Source organism: Frankia sp. AgB1.9 (genome assembly GCF_016786355.1).
Lineage (GTDB): Bacteria > Actinomycetota > Actinomycetes > Frankiales > Frankiaceae > Pseudofrankia.
In genome coordinates, this window is the sequence record NZ_JADWYX010000076.1 from 17,573 (window position 1) to 38,831 (window position 21,259).

The following is a 21,259-nucleotide window of genomic DNA, read 5'->3' on the forward strand; positions in this document are numbered from 1 at the left end:
GGGGCCCTCGTGCCGAGCGGGGCCCTCGTGCCGAGCGGGGCCCTCGTGCCGAGCGGGGCCCTCGTGCCGAGCGGGGCCCTCGTGCCGAGCGGGGCGCGTCGCCGGGAGGTAGCGGGTAGCGCCGGTCTTGGGCCGTAGCGGGCCCAAAACGGCGGTTTCGGGGCCGAAGCGGTTCTTGCCGCTACCCGCTACCTCCTGGCGAACGCCCAGCTCAACACCCACGTGCGAGGTAGCGGCGGGGGTAGCGCCGCCGCTACGCCCCCGCTACGCCGCTACACCCCCGAGACGCTTGCAAACCGCTTGCCAGCGCTAACCCCAGCAAGCAGGCAGGGGGCGTGGCGCCCTGGTAGATCCTGCGGCCAGACCGCGAGCGGGACGGCTTCCGCGACACCAGCGATCGACACGTTACGAACGCCCGCCATCGCGGCCACGTACCCGAGGGCGTCATCGCCGATCGTCTCGTGACCGTGCCGGCTACGGGGCCGACTGCCACACCCATACGGGCCGATTCCCTCGCCAGGCGGGCGGGTGTGTATCACGCCGTAGTGTGACGGGTCTACGATCGCCGCGTGACTAAGCCACGCCAGATCCCACCGGCACGGCTTGCTCTGGCCGAGGCCCTGCGCACCCGTCGGCAGCGCGCCCGACTGAGCTTGCGCGGGCTGGCCTTGGCCGTGGACTGGCCGAGGGACTACGTGGAAGACGCCGAAGATCCATTCGAGCCGCTGCTGCCCCCGCGCCGAGTGGTGGCCGCGTGGGACTCCGTCACAGGTGCCAAGGGCGCGCTGCTGGCTCTGTACGACGAAGCCGAGTAGGGGGAGGCCCCACACCATGCCCAGAGCCATCCTGACGCCCGACGTCGTGACCGAAGCCGAGCAACACATCACATGGCTTCTAGCTGATCTTGAGATGGTCCCTTACCAGCGCACGGCGAGCATGGCCGGACGTATCGCCACCCTGGCCACGCACGGTCTGGGAAGCTCCCGAGAGACCGAGGCGCCGTTGCACCGGCTCGCGGGGAAGGCCGTCCTAGTCCAGGCCGATGCGCTGCGCGAGATCGGTAAGCCCAAGATTGCTGCTGATCTTGTCGGGCAGGCCCGCATACACGCCGCGCACTCGGGTGATCCGCAGATCCTCGCGGCGGCAGCGCACGTCGGAACCGCGCTGGCGTTCTACGAAGGACGGCCCCAGCGCGCGGCCCATGACGCCGCTGAGGCGTCCGAGTGGGTGACCGGCACTCAGATGGCCGTCCGGCTGCATCTTGAGCGTGCGCGAGCCCTGGGCATGCTCCGGGACGCGCCGGGCACCCGAGCGGCAGTGACGGCAGCATGGTCCGGCTGGGACGCGCTCCCGTATGAACAGCAGAGTGATCAACCGGCACAGTGGTTCGACAGCATAAGCGCCGCCGAGCTTTTGTACTTCTCAACGGTGGCTCTCGCATTGGCTGGTTCAAATGTGCTGGCCGAGGAAACGGCCGCGGAGGCGATCAACGTACTTCGCAGGTCTAGAATGCGAGGCTATGAGGGTTGCGTCTGCCTAGCGCTGGCGACAATGTGGGCCTATTCAGGGCTTCTTGACCTAGATCATGCGGTGAGTCTGGCCCATGAAGGTCTGGACCTCTTTGGTGATCGGCGGGAAGTCTCGACGGACAGCGCGGCTCAACGATTTATCGTGGCTGCGAAACCACACATTGGCGCCGACGGGGTCTCAGACGTCCTCGACCGCATCGTCGAGTGGCGACAGCTACCGCTTCACTAACCCCCACCCGCCCGAGGTGCTTGCCAGAACGCTTGCTAGCGCTCACTGGAGCAAGCACACCCGCTACACCAGCGCAACCTCCCAGCTCACGGCCCACGACACAGGCAGCAGCCAGGGACGCGCTGCCGCTAGACCCGACAGAAGGGCGTGTACACAACCCGACTTGCAACGGTGGCCGAGGTCGAGGACGGTGCCGGTTTCGGGGTCGGTCAGGACACGGCGCCAGTGGGCGTCGGCGGCGAGTGCGCGTCCGACCTTGGCGGGGATCGGGCCGTAGCCGACGAGTTCGGTCGGGTTGTCGTCCAGGCCCGCCAACGTGCCAACGGGGGCGATGACCTGGAGTTCGACGCTGACGTGTTCGCGGCGGTTACCCAGGAGTAGGGCGGTGAGGACGTCGGCGCGTCGGGCGTCGATCGGGCGGGTGTCGATCGAGCGGGTGTCGCTGTCCAGGCGGCTGTCGGTGTGGGCGATCTGGTTGATGCGGTCGTAGATCGCCTGGGCGTCCTCGGCGGGGAGTACCGCGGTGAGTAGGGCCATGCCGTCATCGAGGGATTGGATGCCGATTCGGCGTTCGGTGTGGGCGCGGCGGCGGCGTTTCGCGGCGGCGTCCGGGTCGAGCCGGGCGACGAGGCGGTGGATCTTGCGGCGCCACTGGGGTGGGGACGCCAGCCGGCTCCCGGTGAGCATCGCCGCCTCGACGGTGGCGCGGTTGCGGTCGGTGAGGCAGAGGGTGAGCTGGTGGAGCGCGGCGAGCCGGGTGTGATCGAGCATCCCCGCGGTCAGGTCCGCCAACGCGGAGGGAAGCCGGGTGGCGATCTCCCAGGCGGTCGCCAGCCGGCTGGACATCGTGCGCGGGGACTGTCCCAGCTCGGCCGCCAGCTCATCCGCGGCGAACGGCGAGTACAGGTCACCACGCTCGCCGTCCCCCGCGGCGGGATTCGCCGGACGCTGGCGGGCGAGATGCACCTGGGTATGGACCGTCAAACCCTCCAACCGGGAGGTCAGCCGCGCCAGCCGCCCCGCCAACCCCAACGTCGCCGACGCGTCACAGCAGGCCAGCCCAGCCAGGACCTCGTCGAACACCCCATCGACCAACCCCAACCGCCCAAGCAGATCATCGACAGCGTCCCTGTCGGGCGCGGGTAAGTCGACGGTAGACGGGGCACCTGCGGGGTCGCTGTCCGGCGTCGGCGAACCGGCAGTAGGCGGGATATCGGCGGGGTCGCCGTCGGACGCTGGCGAGCCGTCGGTAGGCGGGATATCGACGTGGCCATCGCCGACCGGCCGGGCCGCCGCGTCCGGACAGATCTGCGTCCGCACGAACCGGGCATCACGAGCACGCTCGCTGCCGGACAACTGGCCGCCGAGCAATTGACCATCGACCGACTGGCTGTCGGACAACTGACTGCCGAACAACCGACGGTCGGACGGCGGTTCACGGCCGTCCAGCAAATCGAACATGCACCCACAATAACGACTCACCGGAAAAGTGCAACCGGCCACGAGGCGTCAACAGCAATTCACTGACCGCGCTTGATCACGGTTGAAGCGCTTGTCTAGCAGCGATTAATCCGCAATCCGGTAGACCGGCACCGCGTACGGGAATTCCCAATTAACGGGTGCCTGACGCGCGCTTTTATGAGAAGCGGGGTCTTACCCTGCGGACACTTGAGACCTGCGTGTTCGCCAGCCTTCGGGAGCCCAGTCAGCACAGGCTTCAGGGGCGGGCTCCACCCGGAGAGGTCCGCAAGGGCACCGGCCCTGACGGGCGCCTTTCTGACAAGCGGGGTCCTACCCTGCAGACACATGAGACCTGCGTGTTCGCCAGGCTTCCGAGCCCAGCCAGCGCAGGCTTCACGGGCAGGACTCACCCAGAGAGTCCGCAAGGGCACCCGCCCTGACGGGCTCTCGGGCCGGCCGCTCCAACGCCGACGAAGGCCGACCTTGGAGGCGGGGCTTCCGCGAACGGCGGTCTTGATGGCCCTCGCGGTGGTGCAATCGATCCGGCGCCGTCGAGCCAGATCGACCTGAGAGGCGGAGTTCCTGACGACACGCCGCGCGATCGGTGTTACGCACTGCCTCGTGGGACAGCGCGGCCGCACCGTCCGTCTCACCTCCGCCCGCGTGCGCACCACGACGATCTGATTGGTCTGAGCGATGACTGGTGACGTGTTCGCCGGAACCGCCGGGTATTACGCACGTCATCGACCGGGCTATCCACCTGCGTTCCTGGCCGAGATCGCCCGGAGATTCTCCCTCTCCGGGGCGGGACGGCTTCTCGACCTTGGTTGCGGGCCCGGCACTCTGGCCGTTGCTCTGGCCAGCCAGGTGTCCGAGGCGATCGGCGTCGATCCCGAAGCTGACATGCTCGCGGAGGCAGCCCGACAGGCGGACCTGGCCGGCATCCACAATGTCCGATGGGTGGAGGCACACGCGGAGAGTCTTCCCTCGGACCTCGGCGTCTTTCAGCTGGTGACCATGGGCCGGTCGTTCCACTGGATGCGGCGGGACCAGGTCCTGGAGTCGCTCGCCGAAATGGTCGCTCCGGCGGGCGGCCTGGCGATCGTCAACGACAACTGCCTGGTCCGGCCTGAGACCGACTGGCAGCGCTCGGTCGCGGCGATACAGGAGAAGTTCCTCGGAACCGTGGGTCGCGTGGGCGACGGCGCCTTCGTGCCGCCCGCGGAATCTCCTGAAACCGTCCTGAGACGATCCGCGTTCCGGCACGTCGAGCGGATCGTCTACGAGTTCGAACGGCAATGGACCGTCGAGCAGATCATCGGCTATATGTACTCGACTTCGGTTCCCGTCAGACGCCTTCTGGGCGATCGGCGCACCGTATTCGAGAAAGAGCTGACGGAGGTGCTGATGCGCCATTCCTCGAACCACAGGTTCACCGAGCCCGTCCGCCTCGTCGCGTTCTTCGCCTTTCGCGAGGCCTGAGCGCGCCCCCAGGCTGGCTCGCGAGACGGCCCCGACGCCCCAGAGAGGCTTTCAGGCCGCTGGAACGATCAGCTCGCCGAGTGGCGCCCCACCCAGGGAATGGACCTCGCGGGCGAGGTGAGACTGGTCCGCATAGCCGGCCTCGGCGGCCACGGCGGCGAAGGGTGTGCCGCTGCGGGCGAGTGCCACCGCGCGGCGGAAGCGCACGATCCGCGCGAGGGTCTTCGGCCCGTAGCCGACGGCGAGCTGGCAGCGGCGCAGAAGCTGGCGCTCGCTGAGGGCCGCGGTCCTGGCGACCTGGGCCACCGGTGCCCCGGCCCGGATGCCGGCGAGCGCCGAGGGCGCCAGCAGGTCTGTCAGGCCGTCGCGGCGGCCCCGGCGGAAGATCTCGGCCTCGAACGTCGCCGCCGGCGCGTCGGCGGCCGCGAGCCGCTCGGCCAGACGGGTCGCCTCGGCCCGGCCCCAGATCTCGGCGAGCGGCACCCTGCGGTCGCGGACCTCGCTGGCCGGCACGCCGATGTGCGCCGGGCCGACCGCCGAGTCGAACCGCAGGCCGAGGTGGACCACGCCCGGCCGCCAGAGCGTCACCGTCGCGGCGGTGTCGGGCCCGGCGACGATGATCTGGCCGGTGTCGCCAGCCCCGGCCCGCGACCAGATCAGGTCCATGCAGCCGTCCGGCAGCACGCGGTGCGTCGATGGTCCGGGACCGAGGGCTCCCGCCTCGATCGGACCGGCCGGGCGTATGCCACCGTCCGCGGTGGCCTGCCACACCGTGGCCGCCACCGTCCTGGCCCGCCGCTCGTCGTACATCATCTCGAAGCTACCCGGTGCGGGACCGGCCTACCGTCCGAGGACAGGTTCCTGCACTCGCCGACCACCGACGGCCTGACACGGCCCGGGGCGGCCGGAGACGGCCCGGGGCCCGACCCGAGCCTCGACCGGTCAGCCGGGCGAGCCGTGGAAGCCGAGGTCCAGCAGCTCCTCGTGGAAACCACCGATCTGGCGGTCCCGGTCGACGAGGTGGACCTCGAGGATCCAGTGGCACGGGCGCCCGGCCTGGTCCGTGCGGCGCATCGGCTTGTCGGAGCCGGGGGTGACGTACAGCTCGATCTTGTTCCCCGGGATCCGGTCGTGCGGGAACTGCCCGATCAGATGCCCGCCGATCGGGCCGCCGAACTCCCAGCCCACTTGCTCGGCGAGCCAGTTGAGCTGGGCGAACAGCTGCTCGCCCGTGATGTCAGGGTGGGTCTCGAAGTACTCCCGGCCGCCGTTCCAGACCTGCGGCAGCGCGTCCCGCAGCCGCTTCTTGACCGGGTCGTCGCCGAGGACGTAGGTCCGCCCGAGGTCGGCCTCCCACTCCTCGAAGATCGGCCCGAGGTCGCAGAACACGATGTCGTCGGCGCCGATCGGGCGGTCGGGCGGGTTCTCGGCGTAGGGAAGCAGCGTGTTCGGGCCGGCCCGAACGATGCGCTTGTGCCAGTGCCGGCTAACGCCGAACAGTTCCGCCGCCAGGTCGCGGATCGCGTTGCTGGCCTGCACCTCGGTCACGCCGGGCGCGAGCAGACCGCGCTGCTCGACGGCGGCGAGCAGCTCGACGCCCTTGGCCTGCGCGTCCAGCAGCTTCGCGGCCCGCACGTCGTCGTCCTCGGTCAGGTCGGTCACTCTCGAAAAGTAGCAACAGCGGGTCGGAACAGGCCCGAAAGCGGACAAGGACTGGTCAGAGTCCATCCAGGCCTCGGCGAGTCAGACGTGATGGTCGCGCGCACCCAGCGCTTCCACGCCACCGGGTATGACCGACCGACCAGGCGGCTCGACGGGCTTGCTGACGGGGGCGCTCGGTGGTGCCGCCTCGACCTCGGCGGAACCCATCAGCCGCAGCTTGCGCTGGGCGCGCTCGTAGAAGGTCGTCCGGCCGAGACGCACGACGTGCGCGGCGGCGGGCCGGGACCGCAGGCTGATGCTGGCGCCGGGCTCCACGTAGCCGCACACGTGCCCGTCCACCTCGACCGCGAGCCGGCCACTCGCCGGTAGGACCTCGAGAGCCAGGTCGTCCCGCACCGACAGGACGAGACCGCGGTTGAACGCGGAGTGCGGCGCCGCCGGGGTGACGAGAAGCGCCTCGACCGACGGGCTGACGATCGGCCCGCCGGCGGAGAAGCTGTAGGCCGTCGACCCGGTCGGGGTGGCGACGACGACGGCGTCGGCGGCGTAGCTGACGAACGGCCGGTCGTCGACGCGCAGGCAGACCGCGGCGCTGCCGCCGTGGCCGGGCACCCGCACGACCGCGACGTCGTTGAACGCGCTGACCGTTCGGCCGCACAGCTCGGCGTCGACTGCCAGTCGGGGCTCGGCCGTGTACCGCTGCTGGTCGATCGCGCACAGGGCCGCGGGAAGGTCGGGCACGTCGACCTCGGGCAGGAAACCCAGCTTGCCGAGGTTGACGCCGAGCACGGGCGCCGGCCCGCCGTCGGCCAGCCGCATCGCCCGCAGCATGGTGCCGTCGCCACCGAGGCTCACGACCAGGTCACTGCGGGCGCCCAGCTCCGCGGCGGGCACCGGCAGGGCGGCGCACCGCAGCCGGCTGATCTCCTCGTCGACGCCCAGCACCTGGACGCCACGGTCGGCGGCCCAGTCGAGGATGGCACCCACCGCGTCGGCCGAGTCGCGCCGCGGGTGCAACACGATGCCGACCGTGCGTGGCGGGGTCGGCTTCGGGAGAGTCACGGGACGGGTCACGCCGGGAGGTCATCGGCGGTGAGCTCGCTCGGCGCCGGGACGCCGATCGCCTCGAGCAGCTGGGCCACCTTCCGGTCCAGCTCGAGGCCGACCGAGGCGATCCGCGGATCGGTGAAGCTCCCGAGCTGGGCGCCGGGCCGGTCGATCCCGAAGCAGGCCGCGCCGTCGGGCCGGGTGTGGATCGTGACCCGCAGCGGCGCGTACAGCATGACCGCCGGGTCGTGGCGATACATGCGCGCGGCGATGGTCTGGTTGCCCATCAGGTACTCGACGCACCGCCAGGGCAGGCCCAGCGGGCTCATCATCGCCGTCACGTCGGCCTGCCAGAACCGCATGAAGCCATGCGGCGCGTTCTCGTCGGCGGCCGCGAGCACGTCGTCCCAGCCGCGGCCACTGTCCACGATGGCCTGGAAGTGGGCCTGTTCGAGGACCGGGACGGCGGCCTCGAACCGCGCGACGAACTCGTCGTAGCCGACGGCGGCGACGATCGTGAACCGGCGGGCCTCGTAGGCCACGATCGTCGCCTCACTCAGGCCGCCCTGACTCAGGACTCCGTGTGCTCCTGTGCTCATCTGCGCCTCCGTCGTCCTGGGCGTGCGATCCGGCGGCCGGGGGCGCGGACCGGAATCCCGGCCCGTCGGGGCCTCAGCCGCGCGGCGCCCGGACGAGCCGCCCAGCAGAAGCATTCCCAGCAGGACGAGCAGGTAAAGGAGGAACACCAGGACGGTGGCCGCCCAGCGCGCCCAGCGCGACCAGACCGGCCCCGACCACGGCGAGCCACCGGCCGCCGCCGAGCCGAGCCGGGCCAGGCCGATCGCGGCCGGGACGAGCAGCCCGAGCCCGAACCCCCATCGCGATGGGGCCGGTCCCGGTGCCCCGGCGAGATTCCCAGCTGGCCCGGGAGCCCGCTCCCTACCGGCTGGGAACGGGGTCCACCGAAGCTGGCGCCACTGGTTCACCGCTGTCTGGAGGGATTTCTCGTGAGACGCATGTGGCGCATCGCCGGAGCTCTGTGCATCGCCCACGTCGTGCTGCTGTTCGCCGGTTACTCGCAGCAGAAGGCGCCGAACTTCGGCGACTCGGCCGCGAAGATCGTCAGCACGTACGCCGGGGTCTCGGCCACGAAGATGTACGCCGGCGGCTTCGTCGTCGCGCTGGCCTGGCTGGTCCTGCTCGCGGGGGTCACGCTCGTCGCCGGGCTGCTGCGGGGCTCGACCGAGGCGTCCGGCTGGTTCAGCCGGCTGATCACGACGGCCGGGTCGACCGCGACCTCGGTGACGCTCGCCGGCGCCTATGCCGGCGCGGGTGGCGCCGTCTACGCGGCGAAGCACGGCTACGCGCCGCAGGTCGTCGCCGGGCTGGCCTACGTCAGCAGGTTCTCCGACCAGCTGGCGATGGCGGCGGCCGGCCTGTGCGCGCTGGCTGTCGGCGCCGCGGGCCTGGCGTCCCGGGCGCTGCCCCGGTGGGCCGCGTGGGCCGGCGTCGCCGTCGGCGTCGTCGGGATCGTCTGCGCCTCGTCGGCGGCCCTGCTCAACACGGGCAACCTGCTGTGGCTCGTCTGGCTGGTCATGCTCGGGGTGGTGCTGCTGCGCGGCCCGGCCCGGTCGGCCGCGACGCCCGTCCCAGCCGACCACGACCTGGCCAGCGCCCTTTCGTGACCGGCGCGGCCGCTGGCACGATGCCCGATGTGTCACGTCCGCGCCTGGTGACCGCCGCGATCCCACTCGCGGCGGTCGCCGTCGCGGCGGCGGGCTCGGGCGTCGCGGTGTGGGCCCGCGCCGGGGGGACCAGCGGGCAGGCGGGCGCGGTCTCGCTCGCGGTGACGATCGTGCTCATCACGCTCGCCGGGTGCGTCCTGGCGCTGGCCCGCCCGGACAACCGGGTCGGCTGGGTGATGGCCGCCGCCGGCGCGGCCTGGGGTGTCGGCGAGGGCGGGTTCGACCTGGCGGTGCGGGGCATCGTCACGCACCCCGGCTCCGTCGCCGGTGCCGGAGGCCTCGCGGTGGTCGGGGCGTCGATCCGGGCCGCCGGCTGGTTCGGCGCGGCCGTGGCGGTTCCGGTCGTGTTCCCCGACGGACGGCTGCCCGGCCCGAGGTGGCGCTGGCTCGGCTACGTCGCGGTCGCCGGCCTCGCGTCCACGTTCGTCGGCACCGTGCTCGACGCGCACGTCGAGAACTCCGTCCTCGCCAGGGCTGGCTGGGACAGCCCGGTGCCGGCGGCGGTCCACGGGGTGGGCAACCTGCTGTCCACCCTGAGCCTGCCGCTGATGGCGGTGACGGTCGTCGGCTCGGCGGCCGGGATGGTGCGCCGCTGGCGACGCGGCGACGTCCGGCTGCGCCGCCAGCTGCTGGTGTTCGCGGCCGGCGTGGCGCTTCCGGTAGTGGTCATCCCGGCGTCGTTCGGCGCCGGGTCGCCGCCGTGGGTGTTCGCGGTCGCGGTGGCACCGGTTCCCGTGGCCGTCGCCGTCGCGGTGCTGACGGGTGGCGTGTTCGACCTGGCGACGGTGGCCAACCGGTCGCTGGTCTGGGGGGCGCTGTCGGGCTCGATCGTCGCGCTGTACGCGCTCGTCGTCGCGGGGACGGGCGCGGTGCTCGGCCAGTCCGGCGCCCGGTGGCTGCCCTGGCTCGCGGCCGGAGCCGTCGCGGTCTCGTTCGCGCCGCTGCGGGCCGTGCTGCAGGACGCGGCGAACCGGATCACCTACGGCCGTTGGCGCACGCCGTACGAGGTGCTCGCCGGGCTCGGCGCGCGCATCGAGGACGCGGCCGACACCGAGCGCGTCCTCGGCGGCGTCGTCAGCGAGCTCTACGTGACCCTCGGGCTGACCGGCGCCGCGCTGCGGGACTCCGGTGGCCTGGTCGTCGCCGGGACACCCGGGCCGGGGAGCGTCGTCGTGCCGCTCACCGCGTACGGCCGCCACACCGGTGATCTTCTGTACACCGAGCCGGCGACGCCGCTGCGCAGCTCCGACCGGCGCGTCCTCGCCGACCTGGCCGCGCAGCTCGCCCTGCTGATGCACGCCCGGTCCCTCACCGACGACCTGCAGGGGGCGCGGGAGCGGCTCGTCCTCGCCCGGGAGGAGGAGCGGCGCCGGTTGCGCCGCGACCTGCACGACGGGCTCGGGCCGGCGCTCGCCGGGCTGATGCTGAAGGTGGACAACGCCCGCGCGGTCGTCGAGGAGGACTCGCCGGCGGTCGGGCGTGATCTGGCCCTGCTGCGCGACGACATCGCCCGGACCGTGGTCGACGTGCGGCGGCTGGTGGAGGGCCTGCGGCCGCCGGCCATCGACGAGCTCGGGCTCGGCCCCGCCCTGGCCCAGGCCGTCGACCGGCTGGCCACGAGGTCCGGGCCGGCCATCGGGGTGACGTTCGCCGACGACCTGCCGGCGCTGCCCGCGGCGCTGGAGGTCGCGCTCTACCGGATCGTCTGCGAGGCCGTCACCAACGCGGTCCGCCACGCCGACGCCGCGACCTGCGCGGTCACCGTGGACCTGCGCGAGCGGATGCTGAGCGTCGAGATCCGCGACGACGGCGTCGGCCTGCGTCCGCCCAGCTCGGGCGGCCACGGCCTGGCCACGATGCGCGAACGCGCCGAGGAGCTCGGCGGCACCCTGACCATCCGCGCCGACCGCGCCGGCACCGCGATCACCGCGCTGCTGCCGCTGCCCACCGAACGCACGGGGGAACAGCCGTGATCCGTCTCCTCGTCGTCGACGACCACCCGCTGTTCCGCGACGGCATCGCCGCGTCGCTGGCCCGGGTGAGCGACTTCGAGGTGGTCGCGGTGGCCGAGACCGGCGAGCAGGCCGTCGACCTCGCCGCCGAGACGCGGCCGGACGTCGTCCTGATGGATCTCAACCTGCCCGGGATCTCCGGCGTCGAGGCGACGAGACGGATCGTCGCCGCCGCGCCCACCGTGGCCGTCCTCGCGGTGACCATGGTCGACGACGACGACACCGTGCTCGCCGCGATCCGCGCGGGTGCCGCGGGGTACGTCCTCAAGGGCTCGACCGGCGAGGAGATCGCCGCCGCCACCCGCACGGCGGCCGGCGGCGGCGCGGTCTTCGGCGCCGGCGTCGCGAAGAACCTTCTCGCCGCGACGCTGGGCCGCCGGCCGGTCGGCGACGACCGCCTGACCGACCGGGAACGCGACGTCCTCGCGATGATCGCCGAGGGCGCGACGAACCAGCAGATAGCCAGAGCGCTGGGGCTCTCGCTCAAGACGGTCCAGAACTATGTCTCGCGCGTGCTGGAGAAGCTGCAGGTCACCGACCGCACCCAGGCGGCGATCCGGGCCCGCGACGGCCGCGCGGGCTGACCAGCCCCTGAGGCACTGGGTTTTCCCCGGGAGGCCTCCCGCCGACGCGACGGACGGCGGGCGGCCGCGGCCCGTTACGGTCGACACAGCCAGTCGCACGATCGCGCGAAGGGAGTGACCTCTCGGTGGCACGTGTGGGCTCGATCGGTGGTCGACGGTGGGGACGCGCCGGATCCGGGCCAGCCGCGGTGCGGGCGTTCCTCACGGGCCGGCGCCGACTCGCCGCCGTCAGCGCGGCGGTGGTCCTGGCCGTGGTCGCCGCGCTGGTCGTCGTGGCGGCGGCCGGCCCCGACACCGCGATCCGCACCCAGTCCCGGTTCGTCACCGGCACCCCGGAGAACGGCGGCCGGGTGATGCTGGACACGACCCTCTACCTGCCGAGGTCGACGCCGGCGCCGGCGATCCTGCTCGCGCAGGGGTTCGGCGGGTCCAAGGACGACCTCGACACCGCGGCCCACGCCCTGGCGACGCGCGGCTACGTCGTCCTCGCCTACAGCGCGCGGGGCTTCGGCCGGTCGGGCGGGCTGGTCCACCTGGACGCGCAGGCCTACGAGGTCGCCGACGCGAGCAAGCTGGTCACCTACCTGGCGACGCTGCCCCAGGTGCTCAAGGACTCCCCCGGCGACCCGCGGCTCGGGGTCGCCGGCTCGTCCTACGGCGGCGCGCTCGGGCTGCTGGCCGCCGGCCAGGACAAGCGCATCGACGCCGTCGCCGCGGACATCACCTGGAACGACCTGTCGACGGCGCTGTTCCCGAACGCCGGTGCCACCGACCCCGGCGTCTTCAAGAAGCAGTGGGCCGGCGTGCTGTTCAGCTCCGCGGCCGGCCAGCAGCCCGGCGCGTGCGGCCGGTTCGCGCCGGACCTGTGCGCGGCCTACCAGCACGCGGCCACCACCGGGCAGAGCGACGGCGCGATGCTGGCGCTGCTGCGGGCGTCCAGCCCCGCGACCGTGCTCGACCGGATCACGGCCCCGACGGTGCTGATCCAGGGCGAGCAGGACTCGCTGTTCGGGCTCGGCCAGGCCGACGCGAACGCCCGCGGCCTGGCCGCCCATGGCACGCCGGTCAAGGAGATCTGGCGCTCCGGCGGCCACGACGGGACGACGTCCGCCAAGGAGCTGGCCGGGTACGTGGCGGACTGGTTCGGCCCGGTCCTGCTGCGCCACGGGCGGCTCGACACGTCGTTCGACGTCGCCGTGCCCGGCAGCGCGATCTCCACCGACACCGGGCAGGCCGTCGCGCGCACCCTGCGCGCCGACGACGCCACGACGAGCCGGCGGACCAGCCACCTCACCGTCGCGGGCCCGCCCCAGACCGTCTACGCGCCCGCCGGTGGCAACCCGGCCGCCGTCACGTCCGTCCCGGGTCTGGGCGCGCTGCTGTCCAACGTGACCGCGCTCGGCGGGGCGGCGGCGCCGCTGTCCGGGTCGGCGGGCCTCGCCACGATTCCCGGTCAGGTGGCGGCCTTCGCGTCCGCGCCGCTGCCCAGGTCGATGCTCGTCGCCGGCTCCTCGACGATCACCATCCAGGTGGCCGCGCGGGGAGCGACGGACGCGACCCTGTTCGCGGCGCTCGCCGACCTGGACCCGGACGAGGGGCTGCGGCTGCCGAACGGCCTGGTGGCGCCGATCCGGCTCACCGGCCTGCAGCCGGGCGTCACGCGGACCGTGACCGTGACGCTGCCCGCCGTCGTCGCGTCGATCCCGGCCGGCCACCGCGTCGTCGTCACCGTCGGCACCACCGACTCGGCCTACCAGCTGCCGACGTCGCCGCGCGCGTACACGGTCGCCCTGGACAACGCGTCGTTGCAGGGTGACCTGACGGTCGCCGGGATCGACGGGCGGACCGCGCGGGCCGGCGGCCTGCCGTGGGCCTGGCTGCTGGCCGGCGTCGCGGCGATGGCGCTGCTGCTGGCCGGCATTCTGGTGTCGGGCGCGCGGCGGCGGGCGCGGCGCGTCGTGGTGGACGAGCTGGCGCTGGTCCCGGTCGTGATCGACGGCCTGGTCAAGGAGTACGGCGACGGGTTCCGCGCGGTCGACGGGGTGAGCTTCCGGGTCGAGCGCGGCCAGGTCGTCGGGCTGCTGGGGCCGAACGGGGCCGGGAAGACCACCGCGTTGCGCGTCCTCATGGGACTGATCAGGCCGACCGCCGGGACGGTCCACGTGTTCGGCGAGCGGGTCGAGGCCGGCGCGCCGGTGCTCTCCAAGGTCGGCACGTTCATCGAGGGCCCGGGCCTGCTGCCGCACCTGTCGGGGCGGGACAACCTGCGTCTCTTCTGGGCCGCGACCGGCCGGCCGCCGCAGGACGCCCAGTTCGACACCGCGCTGGAGATCGCCGGGCTCGGCCCGTCGGTCGAGCGGCGGGTCAAGACCTACAGCCAGGGCATGCGCCAGCGCCTGGCGATCGCCCAGGCCATGCTCGGGCTGCCCGAGCTGCTCGTCCTCGACGAGCCGACCAACGGCCTGGACCCGCCCCAGATCGCCGAGATGCGCGAGGTCCTGCGCCGCTACGCCGCGACGGGGCGCACCGTGGTGATCTCCAGCCATCTGCTCGCCGAGGTCGAACAGACCTGCACCCACGTCGTGGTCATGCACAAGGGGAAGCTGGTCGCGGCCGGGTCGGTGCAGGAGATCGTCGGAGCGGGAGCGCCGCAGCTGGTCGTCGACGACGCGGAGAAGGCGCGGCAGATCCTCGCCACCGCGGGGGTCAGCGCGCAGGTCATGCCGGCGCAGCGCTCGTTGGAGGAAGTGTTCCTCAGGATGGTCGGGGCGGATCAATGACAGTGCCACCCACGAACGCGCCGCCACCCACAGGCGCGCTGCCAGCCACGGACGCGCTCGACGGCCTGCGGCCCCCGCCGACCCAGCGCGGCGCGCACGACCGGCTGATGGACGTCGCCGAGGCCCACGACAACGGCTTCCGGCCCGAGCGCACGCTGCGGGCCCGGGTCGAGTTCGTCCGCCAGCTGCGGCGTCGGCGGACCCTCCTGGTCGGGCTCATCCTGCTGCTGCTGCCGCTGGCGATCGCGCTCGCCTTCCAGGTCAGCTCACCGGACTCGTCGGGATCGGCGAACAACGGCAACTTCCAGGGGCAGCTGCTGGTGAGCCTGGCGACGACGGGCGCGACCAATTTCGCGCTGTTCACCGAGTCCGCCTCGGCCTCGTTCCTGCTCGTCGTGCTGGTCGCCCTGTTCTGCGGCGACACGGTGGCCAGCGAGGCGAGCTGGTCGTCGCTGCGGTACCTGCTCGCGATCCCGGTCCCCCGGCCGCGGCTGCTGCGGCAGAAGCTGATCGTCGCCCTGTCGCTGAGCCTCAGCACGAACGTCCTGCTGCCCGGCTGGGCGCTGGTCGTCGGCGGGCTCTTCTTCGGGTGGGCGCCGGCGCAGTCCGGCACGGGCGGGTCGTTCACGACCGGGGAAGGGCTGACGAGGCTGCTGATCGTCGTCGGCTACGTGAGCCTGCAGTCGCTGCTGGTCGCGGCGCTCGCGTTCCTGCTCGGGGTGGTCACGGACGCCCCGCTGGGCGCCGTCGGCGGGGCGACCATGGTCATGGTCCTGTCGAACATCCTCGACTCGATCACCGCGCTGGACCCGTACCGCCGGTTCCTGCCCACCCACTTCCAGTACGCCTGGCTCGACGCCCTCGGGCCCGGCATCCAGTGGGACAACATGATGCGCGGCACCGGCGTCGCCCTGGTCTACTCGGCGGCGTTCTTCGCCCTCGCCTGGTGGCGGTTCCAGCGCAAGGACATCGTCAGCTAGCGCTGTGCCCGCGAAGGTCGGCCCGGCGCGGTGATCGCCGTTTTGGCCCTCGGATGGTCGTGAATCGGGCCTGGTCGCAACCATTTGAGGGCCAAACTCGCGATCATGATCTTGTCGGGGAGCGTCGGACATCGTCACCTAGCGCCCGCCGGTTCGGGTCAGGCGCCCGCCGCCAGCCAGGCGCCGACCGAGCCCATCACGTCGGTGTCGTAGCCCTGGCCGACCATCCGCGCCAGGTCGGCGATCGAGACCTCGCGCAGCACGGCGCGCCACGCCTGGTCTGCGGTGATCATGGTGCGCTTGATCGCGCACGGCGCGGTGCAGGCCTCCGGCGGCGCGGCCAGCGGGCCGCGCTGGCGGATCTCCGTGCACACGAACGTCGGCGCCGCGCCGTCGACCGCCTCGACGACGTCGAGGACCCTGATCTCCTCCGGCGGGCGGGTCAGCACGTAGCCGCCGGCCTTGCCCTGCACCGACTGGACCAGCCGCGCCCGGGACAGCGCCTGCAACTGCTTGGCCAGGTAGGTCGCCGAGACGCCGTGCAGCTCGGCGAGGCGCGCCGCGGGCACCGGCTCGGCCGCGGCGGTCAGCACGACGCAGCAGTGCAGCGCCGTCTCGACCCCGCCGGACAACCTCACAAAGCCAGCGTATCGACAAACCCTTGACCCGGACAACAGGTGTCCGGGTATCGTGACCCGGACACATTGCATCCGAGTTTGAGAGGGTTCGCATGAAGATCACGGTTCTCGGTACCGGCCTCATCGGAGCACAGGTCGCGCGGAATCTCACGGCGGCGGGCCACGACGTCGCCGCGCACTCGCGCTCGACCGGGGTCGACCTGCTGACCGGCGCGGGGCTCGACGACGCGGTCCGCGGCGCCGAGGTGGTCGTGGACGTGACCAACTCGCCGACCTTCGACGAGGCGTCGCTGGAGTTCTTCCGCTCCTCCGTCACCCACCTGCTGGGCGCGGCGGCGAAGGCCGGCGTCGGCCACGTCGTCGCGCTGTCGATCGTCGGCGTCGACCAGGTGCCCGACCTGCCCTACTACCGGGCCAAGACGCTGCAGGAGGACCTGATCAAGGCGGGGCCGATCCCTCACTCGATCGTGCGCGCCACCCAGTTCATGGAGTTCGTCCCGACGGTGCTCGACCTCACGACCGACAGCGACGTCGTGCGCCTGCCGGGCACGCCGATCCAGCCGATCGCCGCCGCCGAGGTCGCGGCCGCCGTCGCCGAGGTCGCGACCGGCGCGCCGCTGCGCGGCACCCGCGACATCGGCGGGCCCGAGGTCTTCGCCCTCGATGAGCTGGGCCGCCTCACCGTGGCCGCGACCGGCGACGGCCGCACGGTCGTCACCGACGACACCGCGGGGCTGTTCGCCCCCGTGAAGGGAGACGTCCTCACCACGGGCGAAGGCGCGCATCTGGCCACCACGCGCTACCGCGACTGGCTACGGTCGCGGTAGCCCGACCGTCATGCCAGCGGCCGCGGCGCCGCGGGTGTCACAGTCCGCGGCGCCGCCTCGTCTGACGAGTGGTTCGAGGGAACAGGGGACATCCGTGCGCCAGATCCTCATCGTCGGCGGTGGCTACGCCGGTTTCTACGCCGCCTGGCGGCTGGAGCGGAAACTGCGGTCGGGCGAGGCCGAGGTCACCCTGGTCGACCCCCGCCCCTACATGACCTACCAGCCGTTCCTGCCCGAGGTCATGGCCGGCTCGGTCGAGGCGCGGCACGCCGCCGTCTCGCTGCGCCGCCACCTGCGCCGCACCCGCGTCGTCGCCGCGACGGTGACGGCCGTCGACCACGCGCACCGGTCGGTCACCGTCCAGCTTCCCGACGGCGACACCCGCACCCTCGGCTACGACCTGATCGTCGTCACCGCCGGCGCCGTCACCCGGAAGATCCCCGTCCCGGGCATCGCGGAGCAGGCGATCGGCCTCAAGCACGTCGAGGAGGCCGTCGCGATCCGTGACCGGCTGCTCACCGCGTTCGACCGGGCCGCCGCGCTGGCACCGGGACCCGGCCGCCAGCGGCTGCTGACCGTCGCCGTCGTGGGCGGCGGCTTCTCCGGGGTCGAGGCCTTCGGTGAGCTGCTGTCGCTCGCGACGGCGCTGCTGAAGCGCTACCCGGAACTGCGCCGCGACGAGCTGCGGTTCCACCTCGTCGAGGCGTTCGGCCGGATCCTGCCGGAGGTCACCGACAAGCCGGGGCGGTGGGTGGTGCGCTCGCTGGAACGGCGGGGCGGGCGGGTCCACCTGAACACCCAGGTCACGTCCGCGGCCGACGGGCACGTCGTGCTCTCCAGCGGCGAGGAGTTCGACGCCGAGCTGATCGTCTGGACGGCGGGCAACGGGGTCAACCCCGTCATCGGCCGGCACACCGACCTGCCCGTCGACGAGCGCGGCCTGGTCGTCGTCCGGACGGACCTGCGCGTCGGCACCGCGAGCGACCCCGTGCCCGACGCATGGGCGGCCGGCGACGACGCCGCGGTGCCCGACCTCGCCTCACCCGTCGCGGGCGCGCACACGGTCGCCAACGCCCAGCACGCCTACCGGCAGGGAAAGCTGCTGGCCCGCAACGTCATCGCGACGCTGCGTGGCCGGGAGCCGAAGGCGTACGTCCACCACAGCCTGGGCACCGTCGCGACCCTCGGCATCGGCCGGGGCATCTTCCAGTATCGGCGTCTGGTCATCACCGGGCTGCCCGCCTGGCTCATGCACCGCGGCTACCACGTGCTGGCGATCCCCACCTGGGAACGCAAGGTCCGGGTCTTCGCGGTCTGGGCCACCGCTGCCCTGTTCGGCCGCGACATCCTCTCCCTCGCCGCCGTGCAGAGCCCCCGCGACGCGTTCGTCACCGGCGGGGAGCCGGCCGCCCTCCCGGCGGAGCCGGGCTGAGCCCACGAACCGCCGCGGGCGGGGCGGTCATCGCGTCGGCGCTCCTCTCGGGCGCACGAGCACTTCCTGGGCCACGGTGGCCACCAGGTGGCCGTCGGCGTCATGGATCGCCCCTCGGACGAGGCCGCGATGGCCCGCGACGACGACCGTCTCCTGGGTGTGCCGGTGCCAGCGGTCGAACCGCACCGGGTGGTGCAGCCAGATGGCGTGGTCGAGGCTGCAGGCCGACGCGAACTCCGGGCCGGCGTCGTCCGGGTAGGCGCGGAAGGCCATGTCGAGCAGGAAGTAGTCGCTCGCGTAGGTGAGCAGCGCCGTGTGCAGGCTCGGGTCTGCGCCGACGTCGCGGGGCAGCCGCATCCAGTGCGCGCGCGGGCCGCCGGCCGGGGCGCCGCCCATGAAGACGACCGGCTCGGCGAGCCGCATCTCCAGCGGCGGCGGCTGGTCGACCCAGGCCAGCGCCTGGGGCCGCAGGTCAACCGGGGCCTCCCGCGCCCAGTCCTGGAGCAGCGGCAGCCGCCGCGGGTCCGCGGTCGCGACGGTCGGGTCGACCGGGGCCTCGGGTCCGGCACCGCCCGCGTCGAACGTGACGATCGCGGTCAGCAGCACCCGGTCGCCCTGCGCTACCGTGACCCGCCGGGTCGACATCGACCGGCCGTCGCGGACCCGCTCGACGGCCAACTCCACCGGGACGCCCGGCCTGCCGGCGCGGACGAAGGAGGCGTGCAGGGAGCACGGCCGCTGGTCGGCAACGGTCACGCCAGCCGCCACGAGCGCCTGCGCGAGCAGCTGCCCGCCGAAGAGCCGGTTGAACCGCGCTGGCTCCGAGCGGGCCTGGAAACGGTCGGCCCCCAGCGGTTCGAGCGCGAAGGCGGCGAGCAGCCCGTCGAGCGACCCGAGGACCGCCCGGCGCAGGTCGAGGTCGACGCTCACTCGGTCATCACATCATCCGCCCACAGTTTGGATCAAATATTCAACGGCTGGCCTCGGCCCGCCGCCCAAACTAGGCTGCACAGTCCGTGAGATGCCACGACGGGCGATTGCCGTGCTGACCGGCGAGAAGATCCTGATCACGGGCCCGGCGGGCCGGATCGCCCACGGGCTGGCCCGCTCGCTGGCGGGCGACAACGAGGTCTGGGGCATCGCCCGGTTCAGCGACCCGGACTCGCGCGCCAGGGTCGAGGCGCTCGGCGTGACGACCCGGGCGGTGGACCTCGCCGACGGCCCGCTCGACGCGCTGCCCACCGACTTCACCGTGCTGCTGCACCTGGCGGCCGACTTCAGCCCGGACGACTACGACCGGGCGATCCGGGTGAACGCCGAGGCGACCGGCCGGCTGCTGGAACACTGCCGCCGCGCGCGGGCGGCGCTCGTGATGTCGACGGTCTCGACGTACAAGCCGCATCCGGACCCGTGGCACGCCTTCGCGGAGGGCGATCCACTCGGGGACTCGATGGCGCCCCCGTCGGCCCCGTACTCGGTGTCCAAGATCGCCCAGGAGGCGGTGGCCCGGTACTGCGCCCGGTCGTTCGGCCTGCCGGTGACGATCGCCCGGATGGGCTGCGCGTACGGCGACCAGGGCGGCCTCCCGAGCTGGCACCTGGCGGCGGTCGCGGCCGGCGAGCGCGTCCGGACCCGCTGGGACCCGATGCCGTACAGCCCGATCCACGACGACGACATCTGCGCGCAGCTCGAACCGCTGCTGGGTGCCGCGAGCGTGCCCGCGACGATCGTGAACTGGGCCGGCGACGACGCGGTGAGCGTCCAGCAGTGGGCGGCGTACTTCGGCGAGCTCCTCGGCGTCCCGGCCGAGGTCGAGGTCGAGCCGATCCCGGGCGCGTCCGTCGGCTCCGTGGGTGACCACACCCGGCGAGCCTCGATCACGGGCCCTTGCCGGGTCGGCTGGCGCGACGGCTTCCGCCGGCTCGCCGAGCAGCTGTTCCCGGACCGGCTTGCCGCCGCCGAGTCGAGGGGCTGACGGCCGAAGGGCTGACGGGCTGAACGGGAAGAATCGTCGGAGGCTGGCTGGCGGCCTCGAAGAGAGCGGAGAACCGACATGGATGTTCACGAGGCGCTTTACACGACGAGGGCGATGCGCCGGGTGCGCCCGGACCCGATCCCGGCGGACGCCCAGGCTCGGATCCTCGACGCGGCGATCAGGGCGCCAAGCGGCGGCAACACCCAGGGCTGGCGGTTCCTCCTCGTCGACGACCAGGCGGTCAAGGGCCGGCTGGCGCCGCTCTACCGCAAGGCGCTGACGACCCTGTGGGAGACCTTCTACGCCGACCGCCTCGCCGCGGCCCGAGCCACCCCCGACAGCGAGGACAGCGCCACCCTGCTGCGCATCCAGCGCTCGTCGGACTGGCTGGCGGACCATTTCGCCGAGGTGCCGCTGTTCCTGTTCGCGTTCGTGCAGCGTGACCCGACCGGCGGCTCGATCTACCCGGCCGTCTGGAACGCGCAGCTCGCCGCCAGAGCCGAGGGCATCGGAAGCTCGCTCACCAGCGTGCTCGGGGTCTTCGCGAAGGACGAGGTGCTGGAGATCCTGGAGGTCCCGCGCGACGAGGGGTGGATCAACGCCTGCTGCGTCAGCTTCGGCTACCCGACCGGGCGCTGGGGTGTCGCCGGCCGGCGACCGGTACACGAGGTGGCCGCGCGCAACAGCTGGAACGGCCCGCTGGGCTTCGAGGTGCCCGCCCCCCTCTGGCCCCCGGACGGGGGCCCCACCACGGCGTAGGCGCGGAGACACGCGCGGCCCTAGGCGCCGAGACACGCGTCACCGCGGGCGCGGCGCCGCGCGGGCGAGCCCTTGCACGCCGGCCGCCGGGTGACCGAGCATCCTGGTGGGGATCAC

At 72.9% G+C, this 21,259-nt stretch carries 18 protein-coding genes and 1 pseudogene; 12 read left to right on the top strand and 7 right to left on the bottom strand.

The genetic code is table 11. From position 1 onward, the window contains the following. Positions 1-569: 569 nt before the first annotated feature. Both I6A60_RS26495 and I6A60_RS26500 read left to right on the top strand, forming a co-directional pair. Complete coding sequence (locus I6A60_RS26495) at positions 570-815, top strand: helix-turn-helix domain-containing protein (RefSeq protein WP_203025126.1); 246 nt, start codon at positions 570-572, stop codon at positions 813-815. Between the two features lie 16 nt (positions 816-831). Then, positions 832-1,758: a hypothetical protein gene (locus tag I6A60_RS26500; RefSeq protein WP_203025125.1), complete on the top strand. Its 927-nt coding sequence runs from the start codon at positions 832-834 to the stop codon at positions 1,756-1,758. A gap of 168 nt (positions 1,759-1,926) precedes the next feature. On the opposite strand, the pseudogene I6A60_RS44180 reads toward I6A60_RS26500, so the two are convergent. Beyond that, positions 1,927-2,853 (bottom strand): annotated as a pseudogene (locus tag I6A60_RS44180) (DUF222 domain-containing protein); the annotation flags it as partial. A 1,074-nt stretch (positions 2,854-3,927) separates the two neighbouring features. On the opposite strand from I6A60_RS44180, the gene I6A60_RS26510 reads away from it, so the two are divergent. Continuing rightward, positions 3,928-4,701: a class I SAM-dependent methyltransferase gene (locus tag I6A60_RS26510; protein WP_307873883.1), complete on the top strand. Its 774-nt coding sequence runs from the start codon at positions 3,928-3,930 to the stop codon at positions 4,699-4,701. A 51-nt stretch (positions 4,702-4,752) separates the two neighbouring features. Here the strand turns inward: I6A60_RS26510 and I6A60_RS26515 are convergent, their stop codons facing one another. From I6A60_RS26515 to I6A60_RS26530, 4 genes are all read right to left on the bottom strand, one after another. Beyond that, complete coding sequence (locus I6A60_RS26515; RefSeq protein ID WP_203025123.1) at positions 4,753-5,511, bottom strand: helix-turn-helix domain-containing protein; 759 nt, start codon at positions 5,509-5,511, stop codon at positions 4,753-4,755. Between the two features lie 132 nt (positions 5,512-5,643). Further along, entirely contained in the window at positions 5,644-6,354 is a 711-nt protein-coding gene (locus I6A60_RS26520) for a M24 family metallopeptidase (protein ID WP_238436298.1), read from the bottom strand. A gap of 90 nt (positions 6,355-6,444) precedes the next feature. Beyond that, on the bottom strand, positions 6,445-7,437 hold the full coding sequence (locus tag I6A60_RS26525) for an NAD(+)/NADH kinase (protein WP_203025121.1): 993 nt from the start codon (positions 7,435-7,437) through the stop codon (positions 6,445-6,447). Next, positions 7,434-8,009: a DUF302 domain-containing protein gene (locus I6A60_RS26530; RefSeq protein ID WP_203025120.1), complete on the bottom strand. Its 576-nt coding sequence runs from the start codon at positions 8,007-8,009 to the stop codon at positions 7,434-7,436. Before I6A60_RS26530 ends, I6A60_RS26525 begins: the two co-directional genes overlap by 4 nt. A gap of 408 nt (positions 8,010-8,417) precedes the next feature. Here I6A60_RS26530 and I6A60_RS26535 point away from each other — a divergent pair, with 408 nt between their 5' ends. The 5 genes from I6A60_RS26535 (at position 8,418) to I6A60_RS26555 (ending at position 15,511) form a co-directional block, all read left to right on the top strand. Then, entirely contained in the window at positions 8,418-9,095 is a 678-nt protein-coding gene (locus tag I6A60_RS26535) for a hypothetical protein (protein ID WP_203042374.1), read from the top strand. A 29-nt stretch (positions 9,096-9,124) separates the two neighbouring features. Further along, the gene (locus I6A60_RS43690; RefSeq protein ID WP_203042375.1) at positions 9,125-11,128 is read left to right on the top strand and encodes a sensor histidine kinase; all 2,004 of its coding nucleotides are present in this window, start codon (positions 9,125-9,127) and stop codon (positions 11,126-11,128) included. Beyond that, positions 11,125-11,751, top strand: a complete 627-nt coding sequence (locus tag I6A60_RS43695; protein ID WP_307873884.1) for a response regulator transcription factor — start codon at positions 11,125-11,127, stop codon at positions 11,749-11,751. Before I6A60_RS43690 ends, I6A60_RS43695 begins: the two co-directional genes overlap by 4 nt. A 134-nt stretch (positions 11,752-11,885) precedes the next feature. Continuing rightward, positions 11,886-14,531, top strand: a complete 2,646-nt coding sequence (locus I6A60_RS26550; RefSeq protein WP_374113384.1) for an alpha/beta fold hydrolase — start codon at positions 11,886-11,888, stop codon at positions 14,529-14,531. After that, on the top strand, positions 14,528-15,511 hold the full coding sequence (locus tag I6A60_RS26555) for an ABC transporter permease (protein ID WP_203025116.1): 984 nt from the start codon (positions 14,528-14,530) through the stop codon (positions 15,509-15,511). Before I6A60_RS26550 ends, I6A60_RS26555 begins: the two co-directional genes overlap by 4 nt. Positions 15,512-15,669: 158 nt before the next feature. Here I6A60_RS26555 and I6A60_RS26560 read toward each other — a convergent pair whose 3' ends face one another. Further along, complete coding sequence (locus I6A60_RS26560) at positions 15,670-16,149, bottom strand: Rrf2 family transcriptional regulator (RefSeq protein WP_203025115.1); 480 nt, start codon at positions 16,147-16,149, stop codon at positions 15,670-15,672. Between the two features lie 92 nt (positions 16,150-16,241). Here I6A60_RS26560 and I6A60_RS26565 point away from each other — a divergent pair, with 92 nt between their 5' ends. Both I6A60_RS26565 and I6A60_RS26570 read left to right on the top strand, forming a co-directional pair. Next, positions 16,242-16,976, top strand: coding sequence for an SDR family oxidoreductase (locus I6A60_RS26565; RefSeq protein ID WP_203025114.1), 735 nt, complete (start codon positions 16,242-16,244; stop codon positions 16,974-16,976). A gap of 94 nt (positions 16,977-17,070) precedes the next feature. Then, on the top strand, positions 17,071-18,408 hold the full coding sequence (locus tag I6A60_RS26570; protein WP_203023221.1) for an NAD(P)/FAD-dependent oxidoreductase: 1,338 nt from the start codon (positions 17,071-17,073) through the stop codon (positions 18,406-18,408). Between the two features lie 27 nt (positions 18,409-18,435). On the opposite strand, the gene I6A60_RS26575 is transcribed toward I6A60_RS26570, so the two are convergent. After that, positions 18,436-19,338 carry an acyl-CoA thioesterase domain-containing protein gene (locus tag I6A60_RS26575; protein WP_307873885.1) on the bottom strand — a complete coding sequence of 301 codons (903 nt, stop codon included), beginning with the start codon at positions 19,336-19,338 and terminating at the stop codon, positions 18,436-18,438. 91 nt (positions 19,339-19,429) lie between these two features. On the opposite strand from I6A60_RS26575, the gene I6A60_RS26580 reads away from it, so the two are divergent. Further along, positions 19,430-20,383 (top strand): NAD(P)-dependent oxidoreductase, encoded by a 954-nt coding sequence (locus tag I6A60_RS26580; protein ID WP_203023222.1) that lies wholly within the window; start codon positions 19,430-19,432, stop codon positions 20,381-20,383. Positions 20,384-20,461: 78 nt separating this feature from the next. Continuing rightward, positions 20,462-21,142, top strand: a complete 681-nt coding sequence (locus I6A60_RS26585) for a nitroreductase family protein (RefSeq protein WP_203023223.1) — start codon at positions 20,462-20,464, stop codon at positions 21,140-21,142. The last annotated feature ends 117 nt before the right edge of the window (positions 21,143-21,259 follow it).